Source organism: Paraburkholderia dipogonis, from assembly GCF_042680985.1.
In the GTDB taxonomy this organism is placed as follows: Bacteria; Pseudomonadota; Gammaproteobacteria; order Burkholderiales; family Burkholderiaceae; genus Paraburkholderia; species Paraburkholderia phytofirmans.
This window is the reverse complement of record NZ_JBHUFR010000004.1, coordinates 128,798-152,009: the sequence shown is the minus strand read 5'-3', so window position 1 is coordinate 152,009 and position 23,212 is coordinate 128,798. Positions and strand designations below refer to the sequence as shown.

Here is a 23,212-nt window from a genome sequence, read left to right as displayed (position 1 = left end):
GGAGAGGTAATTCATGCGTAAAGCTGTAATCGTTTCAGTGGCTCGTACTCCCATCGGCAAGGCCTTCCGTGGTGCATTCAACGATACGACCGGTCCGGCAATGGGCGGCCATGTCGTGAACGCGGCTGTGCAGCGCGCTCTCATCGGCGGCGCTGACGTTGACGACGTGATCATGGGCACAGCCCTGCAGCAAGGCACGACGGGTTTCAACGTTGCCCGTCAGTCGGCTCTCCGTGCTGGCCTGCCCCACTGCGTTGCCGGTATGACGGTTGATCGTCAATGCGGCTCCGGTCTTATGGCTATCGCTACAGCGGCGAAGCAGATCATGTACGACGGCCAGCAGATCGTCGTTTCTGGTGGCGTCGAGTCCGTGTCGCTGGTTCAGAACGAACACTTCAACCAGTTCCAGATTTACGATTCCGAACTGCAAAAGACGGTTCCGCAGGTCTACATGCAGATGCTGGAAACGGCCGAAATCGTGAGCGCTCGCTACGGCATCAGCCGTCAGCGTCAGGATGCGTATGCTCTGCGCTCACAACAACTGACCGCGCAAGCACAAGCCGAAGGGCGCTTCGATGCTGAGATCGTTCCGATGACAACGCAAATGAAAGTTGTTGACAAGGTAACGAAGGAAGTCAGCTTCAAGACCGTGACGCTCACTAACGACGAAGGCAACCGTCCGGGCACCAGACTCGAAGACCTGACGAGCCTCAAGCCCGTCTTCCGCGGTGGTCAACAACTCAAGGAAGGCAACTACATTACGGCAGGCAATGCCTCGCAACTCTCGGATGGCGCAGCGGCATTGGTCGTCATGGAAGCGGCCGAAGCGGCCAGGCGTGGCCTCAAGCCGCTTGGCGCTTACCGTGGAATGGCAGTCGCTGGTTGCAATCCGGATGAAATGGGTATCGGCCCAGTATTCGCTGTCCCCAAGCTGCTCAAGGAACACAACCTCACGGTCAACGATATCGGCCTCTGGGAGCTCAACGAAGCGTTCGCGTGCCAGGTTCTGCACTGCCAGGACGTGCTGGGAATTCCCGAAGATCGCCTGAACGTGAGCGGCGGTGCGATTGCCGTTGGCCATCCCTATGGTATGTCGGGTGCACGTATGGCCGGTCATATCCTGATAGAAGGCCAGCGCCGTGGTGCAAAGTTCGGCATCGTCACGATGTGTATCGGCGGGGGCCAGGGCGCGGCCGCATTGTTCGAGATTTTCTAATCTGCGTCCAGCGCTACAAACTCAATGGGGCTTCGGCCCCATCCTCCCGTGCTGGCACCGACCGGCCTTTACAATTCCCGGGCCGCTTCACAGAGCTTATTGATTATCACGCGCCTAGTTGAGCTAGTGGATGCTCAGACTCCGGCCACGGCGAGCTAAGGTAATGCTCGATGTGTTCGGGTGATACTTCCATCAGGTCCTGAAGTTTCCACTTGGGATTCTTGTCCTTGTCGACGAGATGAGCACGGACTCCCTCGCAGAAGTCGCCCTCTTCCAACGCATGCGCCACGACATTAAGCTCCTGCCTGAAACAAACATTGAGCGAGGTCTAACTCACGTCCACGCAGCAGCGCTTCGCGAGTAACTGCGAGCATCAGCGGCGAGTGTGACACGATAGCCTTGTACGTGAAATCCAGCCACGCCTGATCAGATTCAATGTGACCAGTACGATTCAAGTCTGCCATGAGAGATTCCGCAATCTGCTTAACTGACAAGCCGTGGCGGAAGTGACGAGAAACTAGCGGCATCAACGTTTCGATAACGCATTGGCCTTCGACTTCTTTGGTGACAAATTCCGAGCGCAGGCTACCCAGAACGTTGTCAGTCCACTGAACATTCTGCAGGCGTTTTTCATAGTCCGCCAGTGATTCAGCTTCGACTACGACGTCGGCAAGTTGGCAATACCTGGCGTCGAATCCGTTGAGGGAAGCACCCGTGAGCCCCACAAACAATTCGAGCTTAGCGTCCATGCGAGACATGAATCGCGTAGCGCCAACGTCGGGCAAGAGACCGATGCGAGTCTCAGGCATCGCAATCTTTGTACGAGTCGTAGCGACCCGCAGAGGCGCACCCTGAGCGAGTCCCATACCGCCGCCCATCGTAATCCCGTCCATGAGTGCTACTACGGGCTTATGGAACTGATGGATTGCGTAATCTAGTGTGTACTCGTCGACAAAAAACTGGAGCCAGCCATCAGGGCCTTCGCGCTCACCCGTACTTGCCTGGTCGTAGAGCTTCCGTACATCACCGCCCGCGCAGAACCCCTTCTGCCCTGCGTCTTTGAAAACGAGTGCCAGAATCTCGTCATCTGTACGTACGCGTTCGAGTACAGCCGAAATCGAGCGCACTATATTGTGCGTCAGTGCATTCAGCGCCTGAGGCCTGTTGAGCGTAACGATCGCTACCTTGTTGACGATTCGGAACAGCACTTCGCTTTCAAGTTCAGTAGCCATCGTTCAGTCCTGCAATTGGCGAGCGATAACGATACGCTGCACTTCACTCGTCCCCTCATAGATCTGAGTGATACGCGCATCCCGGTAATGACGCTCGACTGGATAATCATTCAAATATCCGTAGCTTCCGTGAATCTTGATAGCAGAAGAACACACTTGTTCCGCAATTTCCGACGCGTAGAGCTTTGCCTGCGAAGCTTCAGAGAGACATGGCTTACCCAGCGTGCGCAGGCGAGCTGCGTGGTGCACCAGGAAACGTGCGGCGTTAATCTTGACCAACATATCAGCCAGCATGTTTGCTACCGACTGGTGGTTGATAGTCGCGATTCCGAATTGCCGACGCTCATTCGCATACCTTGTCGCGGCCTCGAATGCAGCACGTGCAATCCCCAGTGCCTGTGCCGCAATACCGATACGGCCACCTTCGGGATTCGACAGGGCGATCTTGAGGCCTTCTCCGCGCTTGCCCAGTATTGCAGACTCTGGTACCACACAGTTCTCCAGCGACACCGGACATGTATCGCTGGCTTTAAGGCCCATCTTCTCTTCTGGAGGACCGACGTTGAACCCCGGCGTATTCCTGGGAATCACGAACGCCGAAATACCTTTCTTCCCCAGATCGGGGTCTGTGACAGCAAACACGATAGCCATAGCCGCGCGCTGGCTGTTGCTAACGAATTGCTTACTGCCGTTGATGATCCACTGTCCATCGCGGAGTTCAGCCCTGGTCTTCAGGTTGTGAGCCTCGGACCCTGCCTGGGGTTCAGTCAAACAGAACGCCCCGATAGCCGCGCCAGAAGCAAGCCGTGCCAGCCACTTGTCTTTCTGTTCGTCTGTGCCGTACCTCTGGATCGGACCGCAACCCACGGAGTTGTGAATACTCATCAGGGCCGCGCATGATGCACACCCTGCTGCGATCTCTTCGACAGCTAGCGCGTACGCAATGTAGTCGGTGTAAGTACCGCCCTGGTCCTCAGGGACGACCATTCCCAGGAATCCAAGTTCGCCCATCTCTGTCACTACTGAACCGCCCCGGGAATGGTGGAGGCTGGTTGGTTTAAGTTAATACGGGTTCAGCGGCGGCTGTTTCAAGTTGCCGATAGTAGTTTGCCTCAGCTTCGGCGGGCGAGATATAGCCCAGCGGCTCCATCAGTCGATGATGGTTGAACCAGGCCACCCACTCCAGCGTTGCCAGTTCAACGGATTCCCGCGTTTTCCAGGCGCGGCGATGAATCAGTTCAGCCTTGTACAGGCCGTTGCGCGGCTATGACATCAGGAACAGTCGTGCGAACACGCTTGCCTCGCATCACGCCACGCAAACCCAGTTGCTTCATCAACCGTTCGACCGTGCAGCGCGCCACCGCGATACGCTCCCGGTTCATCTGCTTCCAGACTTTATCGGCGCCGTAGACCTGCATGTTGGCCCGCCACACACGCTCGATCTCCGGCCGCAGACGTTCATCGCGTATCGCACGAGCGCAGCGCCGCGACGGATCACGAAGCTGCGCGGCATGGCGTCGGTAGCCCGACGGGGCAATCCGCAAGACCTTGCAGATCGGCTCGACCCCGAAGATGTCGCGATGCTGATCGATAAAGGCCTTCAGGACTTGAAACGGCGGTCGAGCTCCGCCTGGGCGAAAAACGCGCTCGCGACCTTGAGAATCTCGTTGGCACGACGCAACTCCTTGACTTCGCGCTCCAAGGCCTTGAGGCGCTCGCGCTCGTCTGAGGTCACGCCATCGCGCTCACCGTGGTCGACCTGGTCGCGCTTGACCCACTCGTGCAGTGTCTGCGGTGTGCAGCCGATCATCGGCGCAATCGATTCGACCGCCGCCCACATCGACGGATGTTCGCTACGCTGCTCGCGCACCAGACGCACTGCGCGCTCCCGGACTTCCGGGGAAAACTTTGTTACCTTCTTGTTCATCGCTCCATTCTCTCAAGAGTTGGAGCCTCCACAAAATCCGGGGCGGTTCAGCGGAGATAACGAGCACTGTATCGTGTGACAACACATTCAAGGAATCTGAACGATTCATCGAAATGATCGCTACACGATTGACCAACCGAAACAGGACAGCGGGCGCTTCAGTGACTTTTCTGTAAGAAAATACAGGCAGCATCGCGTTCAGCTCATTCTATTAGGTGAAATGTATTACGACCAAACCGGTGGACGCTTTTCGAGGAAAGCGTTGACGCCTTCGACCTGATTCGGATGCGAGAACAGGTCGACGAAGCGCTCTCGTTCGACGGACAGTGCCCCAGCACGCGGTACCCCATTGCGTGCCTGATGAATCAGTGCCATGGAGTACCCTACGCCTTGCGGGCTCAGGTTGAGCACACGCACGGCCATAGTCATGGCGGCTTCCAGCGACTTACCCTGGTCTACCACTTCTTCCACCAGACCAATACGCTGTGCCGTTTCCGCATTCACGCGTTCGCCCGTGAGAATCATGCGCTTAGCCCAGCCTTCTCCCACGAGCCACGGCAGTGTCTGTGTGCCACAGCCGGCCGGCAGCAAGCCAACGCCAGGCTCGGGCAGCGCCATTTGTGCATGCTGTTCTGCGATGCGGATATCGCAAGAGAGGACGCATTCAAGCCCCCCACCCATCGCATAGCCATTGATAGCTGCGATCACGACAGGACGTGCGTTTTGAAGCGCTTCGAAAGCGGAGCCGAAGGCGGCCGCTGCGCGCACAGCCGATTCCTTCGAATTCGTTGTAAACTGGTTCAGGTCCGCGCCGGCAGAGAAGAACTTCGCCCCTGCCCCGTGATAACCAGCGCGCGAACCTTTTGGTTGCGGTTCAGATCGCTGATCGTTTCGCGGAGTACGTCGAGGCCTTCAGGAGTGAAAGCGTTTGCAGGAGGACGGCTGAGCGTTATTTGACCAATAGCGCCATCATTGTGAAACGACAGTTCGATCATGGCTAAAGACCGTTAGATAGGATGTAAGCGCTGTAGAAAGCTCCCTGGAATCGTGCGCAGATTCCGGAGCATAGTCACATAGCAACTGAGTAACAGAAGCGCTTTTACTCAATCGTAAAGCTTAACCACTGCCGAGAAGTCGAGCACGCCTCGGCCTTGAGCGCTCAGAGCTTGATACAGCTGCTGTGCCAAGGCTCCCATGAATGCATGGTTGCTTAACGGACTTCGCTGCGTCAGTCGCGAGACCCAGATCTTTGAGCATTAAGTCGGCACCGAAGCCGCCCGAGTATTCGCGCGAAGCTGGTGCTGTTGAGACAACGCCGGGGTACGGGTTACACACCTCCGACGACCACGAACGACCGGTCGAAGTGTTTATGATCGAGCCGAGCACGTGGGGATCGATACCGAGCTTGGCGCCGAGCGCCATTGCCTCCGCCGTACCCGCCATCGTGATACCGAGCACGAGATTGTTGCAGATCCTTGCGACCTGACCCGTACCTACACCGCCGCAGTGGACGATGTTCTTGCCCATGGCCTTCAGCACCGGCATAATCCGGTCGTACTGTTCCTGGGTGCTACCCACCATGAACGTCAGGGTACCTGCCTGCGCACCACCGGTGCCGCCCGAGACGGGAGCGTCTACGACAGAAACGCCAAGCAGTTGTCCTGCTTTTGCGAGTTCGCGGATCGTCTGCGGATCGATAGTCGAACTGTCGATGACCGTCGCCCCTCGAGCGAGATTCGATAACACGCCATCTTTAGCTGTCAGTACCGAGCGCACGTGAGCCGAGGCGGGAAGCATGGCCACGACAATCTCCGCGCGACGGGCAGCAGCACCGATAGAGATTGCGAGCGTAGCGCCTTGCTCGCCAAGCTTGTTCATGGCTTTGGCATTCGAATCGAACACGGTGACATCGTGACCCGCTTTGAGCAGATTCGTAGCCATGTGCGAACCCATATGACCCAGACCGATAAAACCGATTTTCATGTTCGAGCTCTCTTTATTACTTGAGCGAAATGGTCGTGTTCACGCCGTCGTTGACGGTCGAGTCATCGAACCAACGGGCCGTGACGGTCTTCGTCTGCGTGTAAAACTGCACCACTTGCTTGCCGTAAGGGCCGAGGTCGCCCAGTTTGGAACCGCGCGAGCCCGTAAACGAGAAGTACGGGACCGGCACGGGAATCGGAATGTTGATGCCGACCTGACCGACGTCGATTTCGTTCTGGAATTTGCGAGCGGCTGCACCCGACTGGGTAAAGACACCCGTGCCATTACCAAAGGGATTCGCGTTGACCAACGCAATCGCCTCGTCCAGCGTATCCACGGTCAGGACCACGAGCACGGGCCCGAATATCTCCTGTGTGTAGATATCCATGTCAGTCTTGACGTCCGAGAAGATCGTCGGGCCGACAAAGTTGCCCCGCTCGTAGCCCGGCACAACCACGTTGCGGCCGTCGAGGAGGAGCGTGGCACCTTGAGCAACACCGGAGTCAATCAGACGCGTCACGCGATCTTTCGCGGCTTTGCTAACGACGGGACCAACGTCCGCACCCGCTTCGTGACCAGCGTTGACCTTGAGTGTCTTCGCCTTCTCAACAAGCTCGGGCAGCCATTCCTTCGACTGGCCAACGAGGACAACGACCGAGGTTGCCATGCAGCGTTGACCAGCGGCACCAAAGCCGGCCCCAGTCAGTGCGTTCGCCGTCTGTTCGCGATTCGCATCGGGCAGAACCACTGCATGATTCTTTGCACCCATCATGCACTGGGCGCGCTTGCCGTTCTGCGAAGCCAGGTTGTACACGTGTGTGCCGACAGCCGTCGAGCCGACGAACGACACTGCTTTGACGTGCTGGTGCATACACAGTGCGTCTACTGCCGTCTTGCCGCCGTGAATCACGTTCAGCACTCCCTTCGGCACACCGGCCTTGATAGCCAGCTCAACCAGCATCATCGTCGACAGCGGATCTTGCTCCGAGGGCTTGAGAACGAACGTGTTGCCGCACACGATTGCCATCGGGAACATCCACAGCGGAATCATTGCCGGGAAGTTGAATGGTGTGATTCCAGCGCAGACGCCAATTGGTTGTTGCAGCGTGTATGTGTCAACACTGCCAGCGACGTTTTCGGCGAAGCCGCCTTGTTGGAGCGTGCCGACCGACGCCGCATGCTCAACGACTTCGAGGCCGCGGAAGATATCGCCTTCAGCGTCCGGCAAGGTCTTACCTTGCTCTGCGGTCAGGGTCTTTGCGATCTCCGACATCTTCTCGCGAATCAAGGCCTGGAACTTGAGCATGATACGCATGCGCGCACCGATTGCCGTGCTCTTCCACGTCTGGAATGCAGTGTAAGCCGACTCGATCGCTGCATTGATTTCATCTTCAGTTGCAAACGGAACGCGTGCCAATACCTGTTGCGTAGCTGGGTTCACGACGTCACGGAATTCGGTAGTCCGCGATTCAACAAATTCGCCGTTGATCAGGAGTTTCACTGTCGGGATTGCATTGCTCATTCTGTATACTCCATGTCTAATGAGTTGTACTTTTGATTTTAGTGAACGGAGCCGGACACGGACTTCACCATGTCTTCAATCACTTTCTTTGCGTCACCGAACACCATCATCGTCTTGTCCATGTGGAACAGTTCGTTCTCGAGGCCCGCGTAGCCGGAAGCCATCGAACGCTTGTTCACGATGACAGTACGTGCCTTGTAGGCTTCGATGATCGGCATGCCGGCAATCGGCGATTTCGGATCTGTCTTTGCAGCTGGGTTGACAACGTCATTGGCACCGAGAACCAATACTATGTCCGTAGACCCAAACTCGTTATTGATATCGTCCATCTCGTAGACTAAATCGTATGGCACCTCAGCTTCAGCGAGCAGAACATTCATGTGCCCAGGCATACGACCCGCAACGGGGTGAATAGCATAGCGAACTTGTACACCCTGCTCGACCAGTTTGTCGGTCAGTTCTTTGAGTGCGTGCTGAGCGCGAGCGACCGCGAGGCCGTATCCCGGAACGATCACAACGGACTCAGCATTCGAGAGCATGAACGTTGCGTCGTCAGCCGAACCTGACTTGACAGGACGTTGCTCTTTCGAACCGCCATCTGCTGCGCTTCCAGCCTCGGCACCGAAACCGCCGAGAATGACGGAGATGAACGAGCGATTCATTGCCTTACACATGATGTACGATAGGATTGCGCCTGACGAGCCTACGAGTGAGCCCGCGATAATGAGCATCGCATTGTTGAGCGAAAAGCCGATACCGGCCGCGGCCCACCCGGAGTACGAGTTCAGCATTGACACCACAACAGGCATGTCCGCACCGCCAATGGGAATAATGATCAGAACGCCGAGGACAAATGCGATCGCAGTCATGATCAGGAACGACGTCCATTCCTGCGTCAAATAGAACATGGCGCCGAACCCGAGCATTACCAGAGCGAGGATAAGATTCGTCAGGTGCTGACCCGGATAAACGACGGGAGCACCTTGAAAGAGGCGAAATTTATACTTGCCGCTGAGCTTGCCGAACGCGATAACCGAACCAGAGAAAGTTATAGCACCGACAAAGGTACCAATCACGAGTTCAATACGATTCCCGAAAGGCAGGAATCCCTTCGGCATTGATTCCGACGCGAGACCGAATGCTTGAGGTTCCGAGACAACGGCGTAGGCGATACACACTGCCGCGAGACCGATCAGCGAGTGCATGGCAGCGACGAGTTCTGGCATCTTTGTCATTTCGACACGCCTGGCCAGAATAGCACCGATAGTCCCGCCGACAACGAGTGCGGCAAGGAGAAGTGAAAAACCCGTTTGAAGATCCGAGCCGAGGTCCTGCGCTTGCTTGAAAATCAGCGACATCGTAGTGCAGACCGCGACGATCATGCCTGCGATACCGAATGCATTGCCCGCGCGTGCAGAACGCGGATTCGAAAGGCCTTTGAGTGCCTGAATGAAACACACAGAAGCCAGCAGGTACAACAGAGTAACGAGATTTATACTCATTTTTCACCCGCCTTCTTCTTGGCCTTAAACATTTCTAGCATACGGCGCGTGACCAGGAATCCGCCAAACACATTGATGGAAGCGAGGAACACAGCAGTTGTGCCGAAGGCCTTGCCTTGATTGCCGAGAGTCAAGCCCGTAGCAAGCATGGCGCCGACGATAACGATCGCACTAATCGCGTTCGTGACTGCCATCAGAGGTGTGTGCAACGCTGGTGTGACGTTCCATACCACGTGATAACCAACGTAGATCGCGAGGACAAAGATGGTCAAGTTAATGACCGTCTGATTAATCAGTTCCATTTCAAGTCCTCGATCAAGCAGCTCGCAAAGCTGACGAGACACCGTTAGTCAACAATGTGGCGGCCACTATATCGTCATCCATATTGACTTCGAATTTTCCTTCCTTGTTGATTACGATCTTCATGAAATCGAGAACATTTCGCGCATACAAGGCTGACGCATCAGCGGAAACCAATGAAGCCATGTTCGTATAGCCGCAGATCTGTACGCCGCTCTCAGTCACGACGACTTCATCAGCTTCCGCGAGCGGGCAATTTCCGCCGCGACGACCCGTAGCCTGATCGACTACAGGACCACGACCCGCTGCGAGGTCGATGACAACTGAACCCGGTTTCATTGCTAATACGGTCTCTGCAGACAACAAAGTGGGAGCGTCACGGCCCGGAATGAGTGCCGTCGAGATAACGATATCCGCAGCCTTTGCTCGTTCATGCACGAGCTTCGACTGTCGCTCAAGCCACGACTGAGGCATGGAACGCGCATAGCCGCCGGACCCTGCCGCATACTCGCGCTCTTCATCCGTCTCGTAGGGCACGTCGAGAAACTTTGCGCCTAGCGATTCGATCTGCTCTTTCACAGCGGGACGGACGTCCGAGGCTTCAATCACGCAACCAAGACGCTTGGCCGTAGCAATAGCCTGTAAGCCCGCGACACCAGCGCCGAGAATCAAGACCCGTGCTGCTTTGACCGTACCAGCGGCCGTCATGAGCATAGGCATGAAGCGCGGGTACAAGTCTGCCGCGATCAAAACAGCTTTATACCCAGCGATGTTGGCCTGCGAAGACAATACGTCTAGCGACTGCGCACGAGTCGTACGCGGGGCCGCTTCGAGAGCAAACGCCGTGATACCCGCGTTAGCGAGAACAGAAGCACGCTCTTTGTTAGATGGGTCGAGCATGCCCACGAGGAATGAACCAGCTTTCATAAGCTTCAGTTCATCATCGGTTGGAGCTTGTACTTTCAGTACCGCGTCAGATGCGAAAGCTTGCTCCGCACTGCCGATCGTTGATCCCGCTGCAGTGTACTGTTCGTCGGCAAACGAAGCACGCGTCCCCGCGCCCTTTTCGACCGTAACAGAATGACCTTGATCCACATATTTTTTGACCGTCTCAGGCGTCGCTGCTACACGCTGCTCGCGCGCTAGTGTTTCTTTCGGAATTCCGATCTTCATCATTTTCTCGTTGAGGGCGAACGTTGGGCTGCGGCCCATGCGAGTTGCGCAACCTTTACAAAACGATTGCCAACCGTGGCTGCCTCCGCGGACGCAGCGTTACCACGAACCGCTCGCGCCTTTACACCGTGCAAAATCGCAGCAAACTTGAACATGTTGAATACGACGTAGTAGTCGAAGTTCGGTATGTCAGTACGTCTGGTGTCGATGCAATAGTGAGCGACGTATTCGTTTTCATTGGGCAAACCCAACGCCTTCAGATCGAATTCAGCGATACCACCCAGAATGTCGGACGGCAGTCGATACATCATTGCGTTATAGGAAAAGTCAGCAATCGGGTCTCCCAAGGTCGACAGTTCCCAGTCGAGTACTGCGAGCACGCGGGGTTCTTCTGGATGGAAAATCAGATTATCGACACGGAAGTCGCCGTGGATAATAGAAGTCTCATCTCGCTCAGGCAGGTTTTCCTTGAGCCAGAGGATCACGAGATCCATTGCTTGTTCAGAACCTGCATCCGCAGAGTCTTTCTGATATTGAGCCGCCCAGCGGGCAATAGTACGCGAAACAAATCCACCTTCACGACCATAGTCACGGAGTCCTAAGGAAATGAAATCAACTTTATGGAGTCGTGCGAGAACCGTGTTCATCTCCTCCATGTAGAGGTGACGATGTTCATTATCGACGCCTTCAAAAGTCGCGCTCCAGAAAATGCGGCCCTTAACGAGTTCCATGATGAAGAACTCGGATCCAATCACCGAAGCGTCGTCACACTCAGCGTAGATCGTCGGGACCGGGAATCCCGTCTGGCGCAGTGCTTTCATAATCCGCGCTTCACGCTCTACGGCGTGCGCGCCCTTGAGTAGCGTGCCGGGTGGTTTGCGGCGCAGAACGTACTCGTGATTCGGTGTAATCAGGCGGTAAGTCGGATTACTCTGACCGCCCTTGAATTGCTCCACCTTGAGCGGACCCGCGAATTCCGGCACATGCTGTTCCATCCAACGATTTAGAGCAGTGGCATCGAATTTGTGTGCCTCGCGTACAGGGCCAGTACCTCCGAACTTGTTCGCGTCAGACATGAGATTCCCCTTGCGCTGCGAGTACGCTGTGCTTGACCTTCTTAGCCAACGACCACTTGTGAACTTCAGTTGGGCCGTCATAGATACGGAACGCACGAATCTCGCGGAAGAATCGCTCGACGATTGAGTCACGGCTTACACCCGAGCCACCCATGACCTGGACACAGCGATCTGCGACACGGAACAGAGCATCGGAAACGGCAACCTTTGCCATCGAACTTTCGGACGTGCCCAAGCTACCGGTATCGAGTACGCCTGCACACCAGTCGACCATGAGAGCGGCCTGCTGAAGATCGATCACGTTTTCGGCGAGCATGAAACCCACGCCTTCGTGGTCGATCAGCCGTTTGCCGAAGGCATGACGGTTTGTCGCATAGGTAGCCGCAACTTGCTGGGCTCTGATGCCCAGGCCAAGCCAGCGCATGCAGTGCGAGAGGCGCGCGGGACTCAAACGCACTTGCGCGTATTTGAACCCTTCATGTATTTCACCCAGCACGTGATCCGCAGATACACGTAAATCGGTAATCTTGATGCGCGAGTGACCGCCTGGCATGGACATATCAATCGTATCGAGAACTTTGACGACTTGGATCGCCGGATCGGGCAAGTTGACGAGGAACATCGTGGCCTGCACGCGGTCCGTACCGTCGTCAGTCCGAGCCATGACGATGCCTACACGCGCGCCCAGAGCCCCTGTGATAAACGTTTTTTCGCCGTTAATCACCCAGTCCGCGCCATCCTTGACGGCAACCGTTTTCAACATCGACGGGTCCGAACCCGCTCCCTCGGTATCCGCAGGCTCTGTCATGAAAAAGGCGGAGCGCGACTCACCAGTTAGTAGCTGGTCGAGAAACCGCGTTTTCTGTTCCGGGGTCGCGACCTTCCCGAGCAAATACATATTGCCTTCGTCCGGAGCCATCGTATTCACAGCGGTAGATCCGAGGAAGGAGTAGCCCGAAGCTTTGAGTACCGCAGCCGTCTCCAGTTGCGTCAAATGCTCACCCGAGGGCAGCACGTGGGGAGTCATTACTCCGTGCTCACGAGCAAGAGCGCGTAGTTCTGCAACGAGTTCTTCGTCGGGACCGTGAGCACCCTGGCGAGTGTCGGACTCGTAAGGGATAACCACGTCACGTACAAATTTGCTTACTCGCTCCGCTATGGCGCGGCTGCGTTCGGTAGGATAAGGAGTCAACAGCATGGTTTATCGCTCTATTCGTTGGTCAAAGGCTACTTGTCACGTGGCCGCCGTCTACGACGATCACCGAGCCCGTCATGTACGCAGAGGCGTCAGAAGCGAGAAGAAGGACTGGTCCATCGAGATCCTGGAGGCGTCCAAGACGGCGTTGCGGGATGCGCTTGATCATCGCTAGCCCAGCTGGGGTAGACCAAAACTCGGAGTTCAGCTCTGTTTCGATATAACCTGGTGCCAAGGCGTTGACGCGTACGCCGTAGCGCGCCCATTCGAGTGCCAGTACCTTGGTCAACTGAATGACGCCAGCCTTGGATACCGCATAGGGCATGACCGATCCCGCCTGTCTCAGACCCAGGATCGATGCGATGTTGATCACCGTGCCGGATCGCGCTTTGAGGCCTTCCAGCATCTCCTGCGCCAGAAAGAACATCGACTTGAGATTCGTATCGATTACGGAATCCCAATCTGCTTCTGTCTGGGCCGTAGCGGGCTTATCGATCACGATGCCTGCGTTGTTAACCAGTACGTCGATCTCGCCCGCGGTCCGTGCTATGTGCTTGCGTGACTCACTATCGTTGACGTCAGCGACGATGTATGACGCGTTAACGCCGTCATTAACAAAGCCTCTCACCTGTTCTTCGAGCAGAGCTTCACGTCGTCCAGTCAAAATCACCGACGCGCCTTGACGAGCAAATACAGATGCAAAGTGAGCGCCCAGCCCGCTTGTAGCTCCTGTGATCAAGATTCGACGTCCTTGAAAACTGCTGTCTATGCTCATGATGTCGCCTGATATTGTTCATCGAATTTGTAGGGCAATCATAGAGGATAAAATTGTTGCGTTCAACTGCTATGATTCGAGCAATGAACACAGAAGAACAGACCAGCCTAGGGTCCGTACCTATGGACAAACCATCGCGAGCCGCCAGCGACACCGTGTTTTATGGTGTTCTCAGTTGTCTGGAGAAGCAGACCTTCGTCCCCGGACAACGGCTGATAGAAGCAGATTTAGCTACTGCATTTGGTGTGAGCCGAAACTCAATACGCGAAGCACTTCAGCGACTTGTTGCCGAAGGCGTAATCGAACTGCTGAAGCACAAAGGTGCAGTGATTCGGGTACTGGGTTTCAAAGAGACTATGGCCGTGCTAGACGTCGCAGAGTTAATGTCTGGATTGCTCTTGCGTTCGGCGTCAATGAATCGGGAAGCGCAAAAGCCTCGCGATGTATTGGAGCAGAGCCTGCAGGAAATGGTTGATGCGGACACTGTGCGCGATGACCTATCGTTTAATCGCTCTCGACGTCAGTTCTATCGCGCTCTTCTCGACTTGGCTGATAATCGCGAACTGCGCCGCCTATTCCCGATGATCGGCATGCCACTCGTGTATGCGCAATATCGTTTGCCGAGCTTGCAGCAGATACGTATTCAAGACTACAGATTATTTTTAGACGTCGTTCTCCACAACCGGGTAGATGTTGCAGAAGACATCGGACGTCGGCACGTACAAAACGTGCGAGCCTGTATATGCGAAAACTACAGTCGACGTTAATCGACACGGCCACAAGGGGTGCGCATTGCTCTGATGTAATGGACGACTCCCGCCCTTCGGGGGCGGCCTGTGCCGAAGTGGAGAAGTCGTGACGGCATTCAAGTTGAAGGCGGCGCTGGGTAGATTGGTTGGATGAAAAAGAACCCATCGCCGTATCACGGCTTCCGTTTTCCAGCCGCAGACATCAGTTGCGCGGTACGCTGGTACCACCGCTTCAACCTGAGCTTGCGTGACATCGAAGAATTGCTGTTCGAACGCGGGGTCGTGGCCAGCTACGAGTCGGTGCACAACTGGTGCGACCGGTTCGGTGCGATGTTTGCCTACAAGGTGAAAGGGCGTCGTCACGTTGCCCATAGCGAGACAAAGTTTCGGCAGGCGGGGCCACCACTCAGAAAACCGCGAACGGATTTTGGGTGACTTCCGTGAATTTGCGCCAAGCCGTGAATCGAGCTGCGAGATGTTTGCGATAGAGCGAAGCGCGCAGCAGATGCCGCTTCAGCACGAAGTGCTGTCGGATCGGGCCGAAGCTCGCGAGGAAAGCTTGTGTACGATCGCGGTCGCGAAAGCCCCGCATGCGCCGCTCGCGTTCTCGTGTGGGCTGGTGGCTGTTCTCGGCCCGGTTGTTCACGCGAGCGCTGGCTTTGACGAACACGTGCTTGACGTTCGCCAGTTCCGGGATGTCCGCTTTCGCGGCCGGGTAGCTGCGTAGCTGGTCCGTGACGATCTTACGCGGCATCGGACTGGAGCGCAGTCCCCGCCGTTTCGCTCGGGCAATCATCTGCGTGCGACTCATGCCTGCCCAGCAATCCGCGATGAACAGCGTCACAATCACGGGCAGCGACTCATGCGCGACGCCCTCTGGAAGGGTCAGTCCGGCGAGCGGCGCTGTCACGTTGCCGGTCTCGGGACAAAAGATCGGCAGGCGGGGCAATTACTCAGAAAGCGGTGGACGGATTTTGGGTGACGCCGGTGAATTCGCGCCATGCTTCGAATCGCGCAGCGAGCTGTTTGCGATAGAGCGAAGCGCGAAGCAAGTGACGCTTGAGCGCGAAGTGCTGACGGATCGGCCCGAGGCACGACAGGAAAGCTTGCGTGCGCTCGGGCAATCGAAACCCCTTCATGCGCCGCTCGCGTTCACGCGTCGGTTGATGGCTGTTTTCTGCGCGGTTGTTCACGCGTGCGCAGGCCTTGACGAATACATGCTTCACGTGCGCCAGCTCCGGGAGCTCTGCCTTGGCGGCCGGGTAACTGAGTAGTTGGTCGGTGACGATCTTCTTCGGTACTTCGTGGCAGGCTGCCAGTACCCGTTTGAAGAAGCGTTTCGCGGCAGCTTTGTCGCGTCGCTTCTGCAACAGGATGTCGAGTTCGGTGCCGTGCTGGTCAACCGCACGCCACAGCACGTAAGGCTCGCCGCGCAGCGTCACCAACATTTCGTCAAGATGCCATGTCGTACCGCTCTTGCGGCGGGCGGCCTTGACCCGATGCGCGAAACCGGCGCCGAACTTGTCAGTCCACCGGCGAATCGACTCGTGGCTGACGATTACTCCGCGCTCGAACAGCAGTTCCTCAATGTCGCGAAGGCTGAGTTGAAAGCGAAAATACCATCGAACGGCGTGGCTGATGATCGATGCCGGAAACCGGTGACCGTGATAAAGCGATTTCATTTTCTTCATCGCGGCATCTTAGCCCAGTCGCCAACGTGACACAGCCCCGTGCGGGCCTGACGGGAAGATCCGCCGTGCGACTGTTTCACTTGCAGCCGAGTCCCCGTTTCCTGTTGGTAGGCCGCAACAAACTGGGCGTTGAGGGCACGGTACAACTCCCGGGTGGGGTCGTACGAAACGTTCAGCAGTTCATGAGCCGTCGTGCCGTGAACATTTTTCACCGTGATCAGCGTCACGGCAATCACGACTCCCGCCACGGCGGCAAGATTGAGCAACGGCAGACGTTTCATTGTTTCTCCGGCGGGCCCGGCCAACCGGGTCCGTTGCAGGACTGAGGCATTCCGGCAAAGGCGGCGCTTTGCGCACCGTCATCCGGAAACGATTGTCTGCCCGGAACGGACCGTCGAAAACCAATTTCTTGTGATATGCAAAGCGTCGCCGTGATTAGTCGTTGGCTTATCGAAAGCCGATGGTCAGAGTTTCCCCACCAGATCGAGTGAGGGCGTCAGCGTTTCGGCGCCGGGAGTCCATTTCGCCGGGCAAACTTCGCCAGGATGCGAGGCAACGTATTGCGCGGCCTGCACCTTGCGCAGCAGTTCCTTAGGTAGAGTCAGGTTAGTCGGTAGACTGCGTTCCTGTAAACCAAACCGGACCCGTGTTCGCCCCGCAATGTGCTCATCGCCTGCTGTCACAAACCTCAATCGCCTGCCACGGATTCATTGTAAGCGACTCGCGCTGGCCGTCGTAGACGGCCACGAGGATCGGCATCAAAGTGATGTCCATCATTTTCGAAGTGGTGGACACCATTTTGTCAGAGCCAGCACAGAGGCCCGGTAGCCGTAAAGGTCGCCCGAACCATAATCCCGAATTCCGGCATCGCCTGGCGATGGCAGCTTGCGAACCAGGGGTGTCGATCGCCAGGCTGGCCCGTGAGAACGGCTTGAACGCGAACCTCGTGTTCGCGTGGCGGCGTCGGTATCTGGCGGAACAGCAAGCCGAGGCGGTGCAACTCGTTCCGGTGGCGATCCTGAACGAGGCGTCATCGGGGCTCTGTCACGTTGCCGACCGTGTGACGAGATATGGACGAAGACTGCGATGTCTCAGGAAACGGCGGACGGAACTTGGGTAACGCTGGTGAAAAGGCGCCATGCATCAAATCGTGCGGCGAGTTGTTTGCGGTAGAGCGATGCACGTAGCAGGTGCCGCTTGAGCGCGAAGTGTTGCCGGATCGGACCGAAGCACGACAGGAAAACTTGCGTGCGCCCGGGCAGTCGAAAGCCTCGCATCCGGCGCTCGCGTTCGCGCGTAGGCTGATGGCTGTTTTCGGCCCTGTTGTTCACGCGCGCGCAGGCCTTGACGAATACGTGCTTCACGTTAGCGAACTCCGGGAACTCTGTTTTTGCGGCTGGGTAACTGCGTAGCTGGTCGGTGACGATCTTCTTCGGTAGCGCGAGACAGCCTGCCAGCAGGCGTTTGAAAAAGCGCTTTGCTGCAGCCTGGTCGCGTCGATTCTGTAGCAGGATGTCGAGTTCAATGCCGTGCTCGTCGACTACACGCCACAGCACATACGGTTCGCCACGCAGCTTCACGAACATCTCGTCGAGGTGCCACGTTGAACCGGGCTTGCGACGGGCGGCCTTGACCTGACGGGCGAAGCGCGGGCCGAATTTGTCCGTCCACCGACGGATCGATTCATGGCTGACAGTCACGCCGCGCTCGAACAGCAACTCTTCAATGTCGCGCAGGCTCAGTTGAAAACGGAAGAACCAGCGCACTGCCTGGCTGATAACTGCCGCCGGAAAGCGGTGGCCGTGATAGATCGATTTCGCTTTTTTCATCGCGGCATCTTAGTCCACCGGTTCGCCAACGTGACAGAGCCGTCGCCGTTGGCGACGACATGCAGCCCGACGGAACCCGCAATGGTGTGCACCGGAACTGGCGGAGCCAATGCTGCTATTTTTTGACTGAGACTGGGAGCGCCTGCCGGGCTTCTGGAACGAGCAGCGCACGACTGGCGTCAAGCGTCTTGCGCCGCGTGACCGGGAAAGCGACATGACATCCATGTTCGACGCGATCGATGAGGTCACTCCCGCTTGACTTCCGCACTCGAAAAAGATCCTTCGTTGCCCGCTCCATCGCGTCAGTCGCTTCCATGCAGACGCGCTACCTGTCAGAAGCTCCGAGGCCGGCACCCCTACAATCTAATATACATAGTATTACGAAATAAAAGGTGATAATTTTTTATGTCAAATTACGTCGGCATACTAAGTAATTAAAGTTAAAACCGTTGGTTTGCATGATTTTGTTCCCAGCACCTTAAGCGAGTAAAAACGAAGCTGCCCAGCTTACGCCGTTCCCGACTTGATCTGCTTTTGCATCGTCCTACAATGCAGACCGAATGCGCCAGCGGGTTCATCCCGAGCGCGCGAACAGCCCGACCAACGGCTACCAATGCGATTGAAGCACTTGAGGGTTGAGCGACATGACTCCGTTAGACAGCGCTGGGGGTCATCCACAGTCCGGCCCGGGCGTCGGCAAGCCTGCAAAATCGCTTCAATAGTCCGTTAAAGGAACAATTTCATGCAACATCTCTTGAAGCAAATTTGTTCTCACCACGGGTTCGAGCCGGCATTTGTCGATGCCGCAGGAGGAACAAAATGATGAAAACCAACGAAGGCGGTCGTTCGGTTGCTTACGGGCGAACTTCGACGAACGGCCGATGAACGAAACCGCTCGCGCGGTAGAGGGCTGCGCTCCGACGCTGGAGGTCAAAGAGGGGCCGGTCGCGCGGTTTATGTTGGCGAATGAGGCAATCCGCCTCGTTCTTCAACAGGAGCCGCATCATCACCTCCTCCCAACCGACCGTCGGCCCGTTGCGCCAGCGCATGATCGACGACATGCTTATGCGCCAGCTTTCCCCGAAGACGCAAGCCAACTATCTGCGCGTCGTCCGCGAGTTCGCCCGATACCTCGGGCGCTCGCCTGATACCGCCACGGTCGAGGACCTGCGAACCTACCAGCTGCATCTGGTCGATCATGGCACGTCACCGATATCACTGAATGCCGCGATCACCGGGCTGAAGTTCTTCTTCGAGACCACGCTCCGGTTCAGACACGACGCAACGAAAGGACTGATCGGATGACGATCAGAAAGACCCCATGCGATCCCAGTCATTCCGGCGACACGCGGACGAAAGACTTGCCGACACCGTCTCCCCGAAAAAGACCGATAAGTGCCGCAGGGCAATTTTCCAACCCTTCGACAATGGTCTCGCGATGCATGAGCCGACCCTGTCTAATCCACCCTACCACTTCCTCCTGAGCAGCAGGATATTCCGCGTGGTAATCGACACAGTAGGTGCCTTTCATTACCGCGCGCTGCAGGCAAATGTTAAAGTAGTTCTTGGGCCCCCAGTTCGGCTTGTCTCCGCTTGCATTGTAGACAGCGGTTGCGCCGCAGAGAAGAACGGTCGCGCCAAGCGAGAGGTTATCAAGGACGGACTCCAAGATTGGGCCGCCGACATTGTCGAAGAATATGTCCACTCCCCCCGGACAAAGTCGCTTCAATTCGGTCGCAGGGTCACTCGCGCGGTAGTTAATGGCGTGATCAAAATTGCACTCGGATGTCAGCCAAGCGCATTTATCATCGGTGCCGGCCAGGCCGATCACCGTGGCACCATCCATTTTGGCGATCTGTCCAGCAATGGAACCAACCGAACCTCCCGCACCCGATACAACATAGTTTCGACCCGGTATCGGCGGCGCGTCCCTCTTCACGCCGAAATAGGCCGTCATCGTTGAGACCCCCAGGATGCCAATAGGGTAGGTCAGCGGCAACTCCGGATCATGACCGCGAATGGGCATGACCTGGTCGCCATACGGGAGCTGATCAAGCAAGATCGTTTGTCCGTCGGTGATGGCGTAATTTTGCCAGCCGTACATGCCCGAGACGATGCTACCTGCCGCGATTCCGGGACTTCGAGAGTCCACGACGCGTCCCACGCCCATTGCGGGGATGAGCGCACCAGGAGCCATCGGCACGAACCCGAACCAGTTCACCATCCAGCCGCGAATGATCGGATCGATCAGCGTGTAGAGAACTTCGATTAGCGCTTGCCCCTCCTTGAGAGGGGGTACCGCCTCCTCGATCAATCTAAAATCCGCCGCCTTCAGCATTCCTGCCGGAAGTTGGGCCATTATTACTCGTCGATTTTTCATCACCATTGATCTTCTCGGTCGAGAGCCAAGCAAAGTGGTAGAGCGTAATGCGGCCACCGCGCAGCAGGTGAAAGCGAACCACGCGAGCGTCCCGAAAATGCTCGCGAGATGATGGCGACACCTCGAACGGTCCACGTCATAACGTCAGCGTTCCTGTCTCGGCGTCGGTCGCCTGTCCCGTGCATGTGAACCGCACCGGGATCGCGGTGAGATACGAGTAGATGAACGCATAGCTTAGGCAAGAGGATTTATCACCACAGCAACTTGTCACGAATGGCGACTCACTCAGTATTCGACGGTGACGTCAGACAAAGGAATGGAACAACACGTGAGTACGAAGCCGTCCTCAATCTCTTCGTCGGTAATGCCGCCGTTATGATGCATCTCCACCGATCCATCGAGCTTTCTGAGCTTGCAGGTTCCGCAGACCCCGGAACGGCATGCGTTGGGAATCCTGGGCCCATTCGGCAACGCGTGAACGGCGTCAAGAATTGTCGTTCCCGGGTCGCATTTGACGTCCAATCCGGACTCAGACAAACGGACTCTGGTTACCCCAACGCACGGAGGGACATGTACAGGCGCTTGTTCGGGTAGCTCAAAGCTCTCTTGATGGAAGCGCTCCGGACGCGCACCAGTCTCCAGGAAAGAAAGACGCATCGCCGCCATGAATGACTCGGGACCGCAACAAAACACTCGTCGAGAGGTCCAATCCGGCACCGCGCGATCAAGCAAGTCCCGACAAAGTCGCCCCTTCGTGACGACAGCGTTATCGCCTATCGACGTGAAAAAGTGTGGGGTGATACCAGGAGATGAGCGCGCGATTTCCAGCAACTCGTTCCGAAATAGAATGTCGCTAGGCGTTCGCGCGAACTGAAGGAACTGGATGTCAGAACTTAGCCTCCGAGCACGGATCGCGCGAGCCATCGAAATAAGTGGGGTGATGCCCACCCCACCTGCGACGAATAGTAAGGCTTCCGACTCTTGCTTCGGCAACGTAAAGTCGCCGGTCGGGTGTGAAACCTCAATTGTTGCGCCGACTGTAATGTTTTCGTGAAGCCAGGTCGAAACGGTACCGCCGGGCGAATGCTTAACCGTGATTTCAAACTGCTCTTCCTGCGGACATTGCGGCGCTGAGGATACCGTGTAGCAACGGTATGCTTTCTCGCCCGCGATCTCGAATCCCAAGGTAACGTACTGGCCCGCAGTGAAACTGAACGGATCATGAGGCCGCGCTAACGAAAACTGGAATGTCTTAACGTTCCAGTTCTCAGAGGTGATACGAGTGCAGGTTGCCTCGGTGAAAGCGCTACCGCTCATGCTTGAAGGCACTCCAACGGAATGAACTTCGCCGCGGCATTCAACTCTTCTTTCAGCGTGGTCAAGTACCAATCGAGAAACTCCGTCACGCCACGTTCGACCAAAGGAGAATAAGGACCTGGACGATATCCCTTTGAGTTAATCCCCTGCTGATTGGTCTCGACGAGCCGTTGGTCCTGCGCATTTGTCGCCTTCCAAACGGCGGTCAAATTGTCGAGATCGTAGTCTTCTCCTTCGACTGCATCGCCGTTTACCAACCACCATGTCGTGACCTGCGTCTCGGTAGCGCTCAGTGGCAAGACTCGGAATGCAATCGCGTGGTCAGAAAGCACGTGGTTCCACGTGTTAGGGAAACGCAACAAGCGAAGAGAACCGACGTCCTGATCCTCGATTGAACCCAAGAGCTTCTTGCAAGCGAGCTCTCCACTCATCGTAAACGATAGACCTCGCTCCATCGCGACACGAACCATGCGATAGCCCTCATCGGTCTCTATCGGTTTGAAGGGCAAACCAGCCGCTTCCCAACGTGCCTCGTCCGCCGCGCATTTTTCAGCGTATTCGCCGCCGAAGCGGGGATCCGTCGGGCCGTCGAACTCAGAGATCGTGCGAAGAAGCTCCGGATGGCTTCCCGTGCAGTGGTAGCACTCCCGGTTATTCTCGAGGACAAGTTTCCAGTTGCCCTTCTCGACAATGGTCGACTCGAACGCAATCTTTGCGTTCCCCAGTCCATGAGGTTTGATATACGGCGACACTTGTTCTCGGAAGTGATCGAACGGGGCGGGCTTCTCTGCAAGGGAAATGAAAATATAGCCGTCAAGCGACTCACAATGCACAGGGTTCAAAGAGAACTCGGCGGTATCAAACGCCTCGCCCATTTCCTTCGCAAAAAGCAACTTCCCGTCGAGCCCGTATGTCCATTGGTGGTAAGGACAAACCAGAGTCGCCGAAGCACCCTTTTCACCCGAGCAAAGTCTGGAGCCGCGATGACGGCATGTGTTGTAAAAGGCTCGAATCGCTTTCGTCTTGTCGCGAATGACCACAATAGAGCTGCGCCCAACCTCTACGGTGAACCAGTTGCCCACGTTGGGGATTTGCGCAGCAACGCCGGCGAAAAGCCATTGTTTTTCCCAAATGAGCTCCAAATCGCGCTCAAAAACAGCCGGGTCATTGTAAAACGGCTGCGGCAGCGAACGTCCCGGCTGGCGGGACTTGATGAGGGACTCGAGTTGATTGTTCGGGAGCATGATGTGTCTCAAGTGTTTTGGGCTACGCCAAAAGAGATGGCGACGTTGTGATTTGAAACTCTTCGATGCCTCCACGCAAGCCACGATATCTAATGGCGTGC

17 protein-coding genes, 9 pseudogenes and 1 other annotated feature are annotated in these 23,212 nt (G+C 56.4%); of the genes and pseudogenes, 5 read left to right on the top strand and 21 right to left on the bottom strand.

Annotated features, from left to right (window positions below):
* Nucleotides 1-13: 13 nt before the first annotated feature.
* On the top strand, nt 14-1,216 hold the full coding sequence (locus ACFSNN_RS04165) for an acetyl-CoA C-acyltransferase (protein ID WP_134466020.1): 1,203 nt from the start codon (nt 14-16) through the stop codon (nt 1,214-1,216).
* A 106-nt stretch (nt 1,217-1,322) separates the two neighbouring features.
* Here ACFSNN_RS04165 and ACFSNN_RS04160 read toward each other — a convergent pair.
* The 12 genes and pseudogenes from ACFSNN_RS04160 to ACFSNN_RS04105 all read right to left on the bottom strand — a co-directional run bounded on the left by ACFSNN_RS04160 (nt 1,323) and on the right by ACFSNN_RS04105 (nt 13,901).
* A pseudogene (locus ACFSNN_RS04160) lies at nt 1,323-2,448 on the bottom strand (enoyl-CoA hydratase/isomerase family protein).
* Nucleotides 2,449-2,451: 3 nt separating this feature from the next.
* A pseudogene (locus tag ACFSNN_RS04155) lies at nt 2,452-3,471 on the bottom strand (acyl-CoA dehydrogenase family protein); the annotation flags it as partial.
* Between the two features lie 34 nt (nt 3,472-3,505).
* Nucleotides 3,506-4,375 (bottom strand): annotated as a pseudogene (locus ACFSNN_RS04150) (transposase).
* Nucleotides 3,978-4,094 (bottom strand) — a sequence feature (AL1L pseudoknot). (Overlaps the previous pseudogene by 117 nt.)
* A gap of 225 nt (nt 4,376-4,600) precedes the next feature.
* A pseudogene (locus ACFSNN_RS04145) lies at nt 4,601-5,370 on the bottom strand (enoyl-CoA hydratase).
* Nucleotides 5,371-5,478: 108 nt separating this feature from the next.
* Nucleotides 5,479-6,358, bottom strand: a pseudogene (gene mmsB / locus ACFSNN_RS04140) (3-hydroxyisobutyrate dehydrogenase).
* 16 nt (nt 6,359-6,374) lie between these two features.
* A complete protein-coding gene (locus ACFSNN_RS04135) occupies nt 6,375-7,880 on the bottom strand; it encodes a CoA-acylating methylmalonate-semialdehyde dehydrogenase (RefSeq protein WP_134466022.1) in 1,506 nt (501 codons plus the stop codon).
* Between the two features lie 38 nt (nt 7,881-7,918).
* Nucleotides 7,919-9,382, bottom strand: a complete 1,464-nt coding sequence (locus tag ACFSNN_RS04130) for an NAD(P)(+) transhydrogenase (Re/Si-specific) subunit beta (RefSeq protein WP_134466023.1) — start codon at nt 9,380-9,382, stop codon at nt 7,919-7,921.
* Nucleotides 9,379-9,684 (bottom strand): NAD(P) transhydrogenase subunit alpha part 2, encoded by a 306-nt coding sequence (locus ACFSNN_RS04125; protein WP_134466024.1) that lies wholly within the window; start codon nt 9,682-9,684, stop codon nt 9,379-9,381. Before ACFSNN_RS04125 ends, ACFSNN_RS04130 begins: the two co-directional genes overlap by 4 nt.
* Before the next feature lie 13 nt (nt 9,685-9,697).
* A complete protein-coding gene (locus ACFSNN_RS04120) occupies nt 9,698-10,855 on the bottom strand; it encodes a Re/Si-specific NAD(P)(+) transhydrogenase subunit alpha (RefSeq protein WP_134466439.1) in 1,158 nt (385 codons plus the stop codon).
* Nucleotides 10,855-11,931 (bottom strand): phosphotransferase, encoded by a 1,077-nt coding sequence (locus tag ACFSNN_RS04115; protein ID WP_134466025.1) that lies wholly within the window; start codon nt 11,929-11,931, stop codon nt 10,855-10,857. The genes ACFSNN_RS04120 and ACFSNN_RS04115 overlap by 1 nt, the downstream gene beginning before the upstream one ends.
* Nucleotides 11,924-13,126 carry an acyl-CoA dehydrogenase family protein gene (locus tag ACFSNN_RS04110; protein WP_134466440.1) on the bottom strand — a complete coding sequence of 401 codons (1,203 nt, stop codon included), beginning with the start codon at nt 13,124-13,126 and terminating at the stop codon, nt 11,924-11,926. The genes ACFSNN_RS04115 and ACFSNN_RS04110 overlap by 8 nt, the downstream gene beginning before the upstream one ends.
* Before the next feature lie 25 nt (nt 13,127-13,151).
* Nucleotides 13,152-13,901, bottom strand: a complete 750-nt coding sequence (locus ACFSNN_RS04105) for an SDR family NAD(P)-dependent oxidoreductase (protein WP_134466026.1) — start codon at nt 13,899-13,901, stop codon at nt 13,152-13,154.
* Between the two features lie 83 nt (nt 13,902-13,984).
* On the opposite strand from ACFSNN_RS04105, the gene ACFSNN_RS04100 reads away from it, so the two are divergent.
* Both ACFSNN_RS04100 and ACFSNN_RS04095 read left to right on the top strand, forming a co-directional pair.
* Nucleotides 13,985-14,668 carry a GntR family transcriptional regulator gene (locus ACFSNN_RS04100; protein WP_244323226.1) on the top strand — a complete coding sequence of 228 codons (684 nt, stop codon included), beginning with the start codon at nt 13,985-13,987 and terminating at the stop codon, nt 14,666-14,668.
* Nucleotides 14,669-14,800: 132 nt separating this feature from the next.
* Nucleotides 14,801-15,010, top strand: a pseudogene (locus tag ACFSNN_RS04095) (IS6 family transposase); the annotation flags it as partial.
* 46 nt (nt 15,011-15,056) lie between these two features.
* On the opposite strand, the pseudogene ACFSNN_RS04090 reads toward ACFSNN_RS04095, so the two are convergent.
* The 4 genes and pseudogenes from ACFSNN_RS04090 to ACFSNN_RS04075 form a co-directional block, all read right to left on the bottom strand.
* A pseudogene (locus tag ACFSNN_RS04090) lies at nt 15,057-15,428 on the bottom strand (DDE-type integrase/transposase/recombinase); the annotation flags it as partial.
* 175 nt (nt 15,429-15,603) lie between these two features.
* Nucleotides 15,604-16,341 (bottom strand): IS6 family transposase, encoded by a 738-nt coding sequence (locus ACFSNN_RS04085; RefSeq protein WP_166799447.1) that lies wholly within the window; start codon nt 16,339-16,341, stop codon nt 15,604-15,606.
* The gene (locus ACFSNN_RS04080; protein ID WP_377688927.1) at nt 16,338-16,622 is read right to left on the bottom strand and encodes a hypothetical protein; all 285 of its coding nucleotides are present in this window, start codon (nt 16,620-16,622) and stop codon (nt 16,338-16,340) included. The genes ACFSNN_RS04085 and ACFSNN_RS04080 overlap by 4 nt, the downstream gene beginning before the upstream one ends.
* Nucleotides 16,623-16,805: 183 nt before the next feature.
* Nucleotides 16,806-16,931, bottom strand: a pseudogene (locus tag ACFSNN_RS04075) (peroxiredoxin); the annotation flags it as partial.
* A gap of 176 nt (nt 16,932-17,107) precedes the next feature.
* Between ACFSNN_RS04075 and ACFSNN_RS04070 the strand changes: the two are divergent.
* Entirely contained in the window at nt 17,108-17,461 is a 354-nt protein-coding gene (locus tag ACFSNN_RS04070; RefSeq protein WP_134466027.1) for a transposase, read from the top strand.
* Here ACFSNN_RS04070 and ACFSNN_RS04065 read toward each other — a convergent pair.
* Together ACFSNN_RS04065 and ACFSNN_RS04060 are read right to left on the bottom strand one after the other, a co-directional pair.
* On the bottom strand, nt 17,433-18,170 hold the full coding sequence (locus ACFSNN_RS04065; protein ID WP_134466028.1) for an IS6 family transposase: 738 nt from the start codon (nt 18,168-18,170) through the stop codon (nt 17,433-17,435). The two genes, ACFSNN_RS04070 and ACFSNN_RS04065, sit on opposite strands and share 29 nt — an antisense overlap.
* 854 nt (nt 18,171-19,024) lie before the next feature.
* Nucleotides 19,025-19,231 (bottom strand): hypothetical protein, encoded by a 207-nt coding sequence (locus tag ACFSNN_RS04060; RefSeq protein WP_166799430.1) that lies wholly within the window; start codon nt 19,229-19,231, stop codon nt 19,025-19,027.
* On the opposite strand from ACFSNN_RS04060, the pseudogene ACFSNN_RS04055 reads away from it, so the two are divergent.
* A pseudogene (locus ACFSNN_RS04055) lies at nt 19,218-19,436 on the top strand (phage integrase N-terminal SAM-like domain-containing protein); the annotation flags it as partial. The gene ACFSNN_RS04060 and the pseudogene ACFSNN_RS04055 overlap by 14 nt on opposite strands.
* A 67-nt stretch (nt 19,437-19,503) precedes the next feature.
* Here ACFSNN_RS04055 and ACFSNN_RS04050 read toward each other — a convergent pair.
* From ACFSNN_RS04050 to ACFSNN_RS04040, 3 genes are all read right to left on the bottom strand, one after another.
* Nucleotides 19,504-20,556: an NADP-dependent oxidoreductase gene (locus ACFSNN_RS04050; protein ID WP_134466029.1), complete on the bottom strand. Its 1,053-nt coding sequence runs from the start codon at nt 20,554-20,556 to the stop codon at nt 19,504-19,506.
* A 279-nt stretch (nt 20,557-20,835) separates the two neighbouring features.
* Nucleotides 20,836-21,867, bottom strand: coding sequence for a flavin reductase family protein (locus tag ACFSNN_RS04045; protein ID WP_134466030.1), 1,032 nt, complete (start codon nt 21,865-21,867; stop codon nt 20,836-20,838).
* A complete protein-coding gene (locus tag ACFSNN_RS04040) occupies nt 21,864-23,111 on the bottom strand; it encodes an aromatic ring-hydroxylating oxygenase subunit alpha (RefSeq protein ID WP_166799448.1) in 1,248 nt (415 codons plus the stop codon). Before ACFSNN_RS04040 ends, ACFSNN_RS04045 begins: the two co-directional genes overlap by 4 nt.
* Nucleotides 23,112-23,212 lie beyond the last annotated feature (101 nt).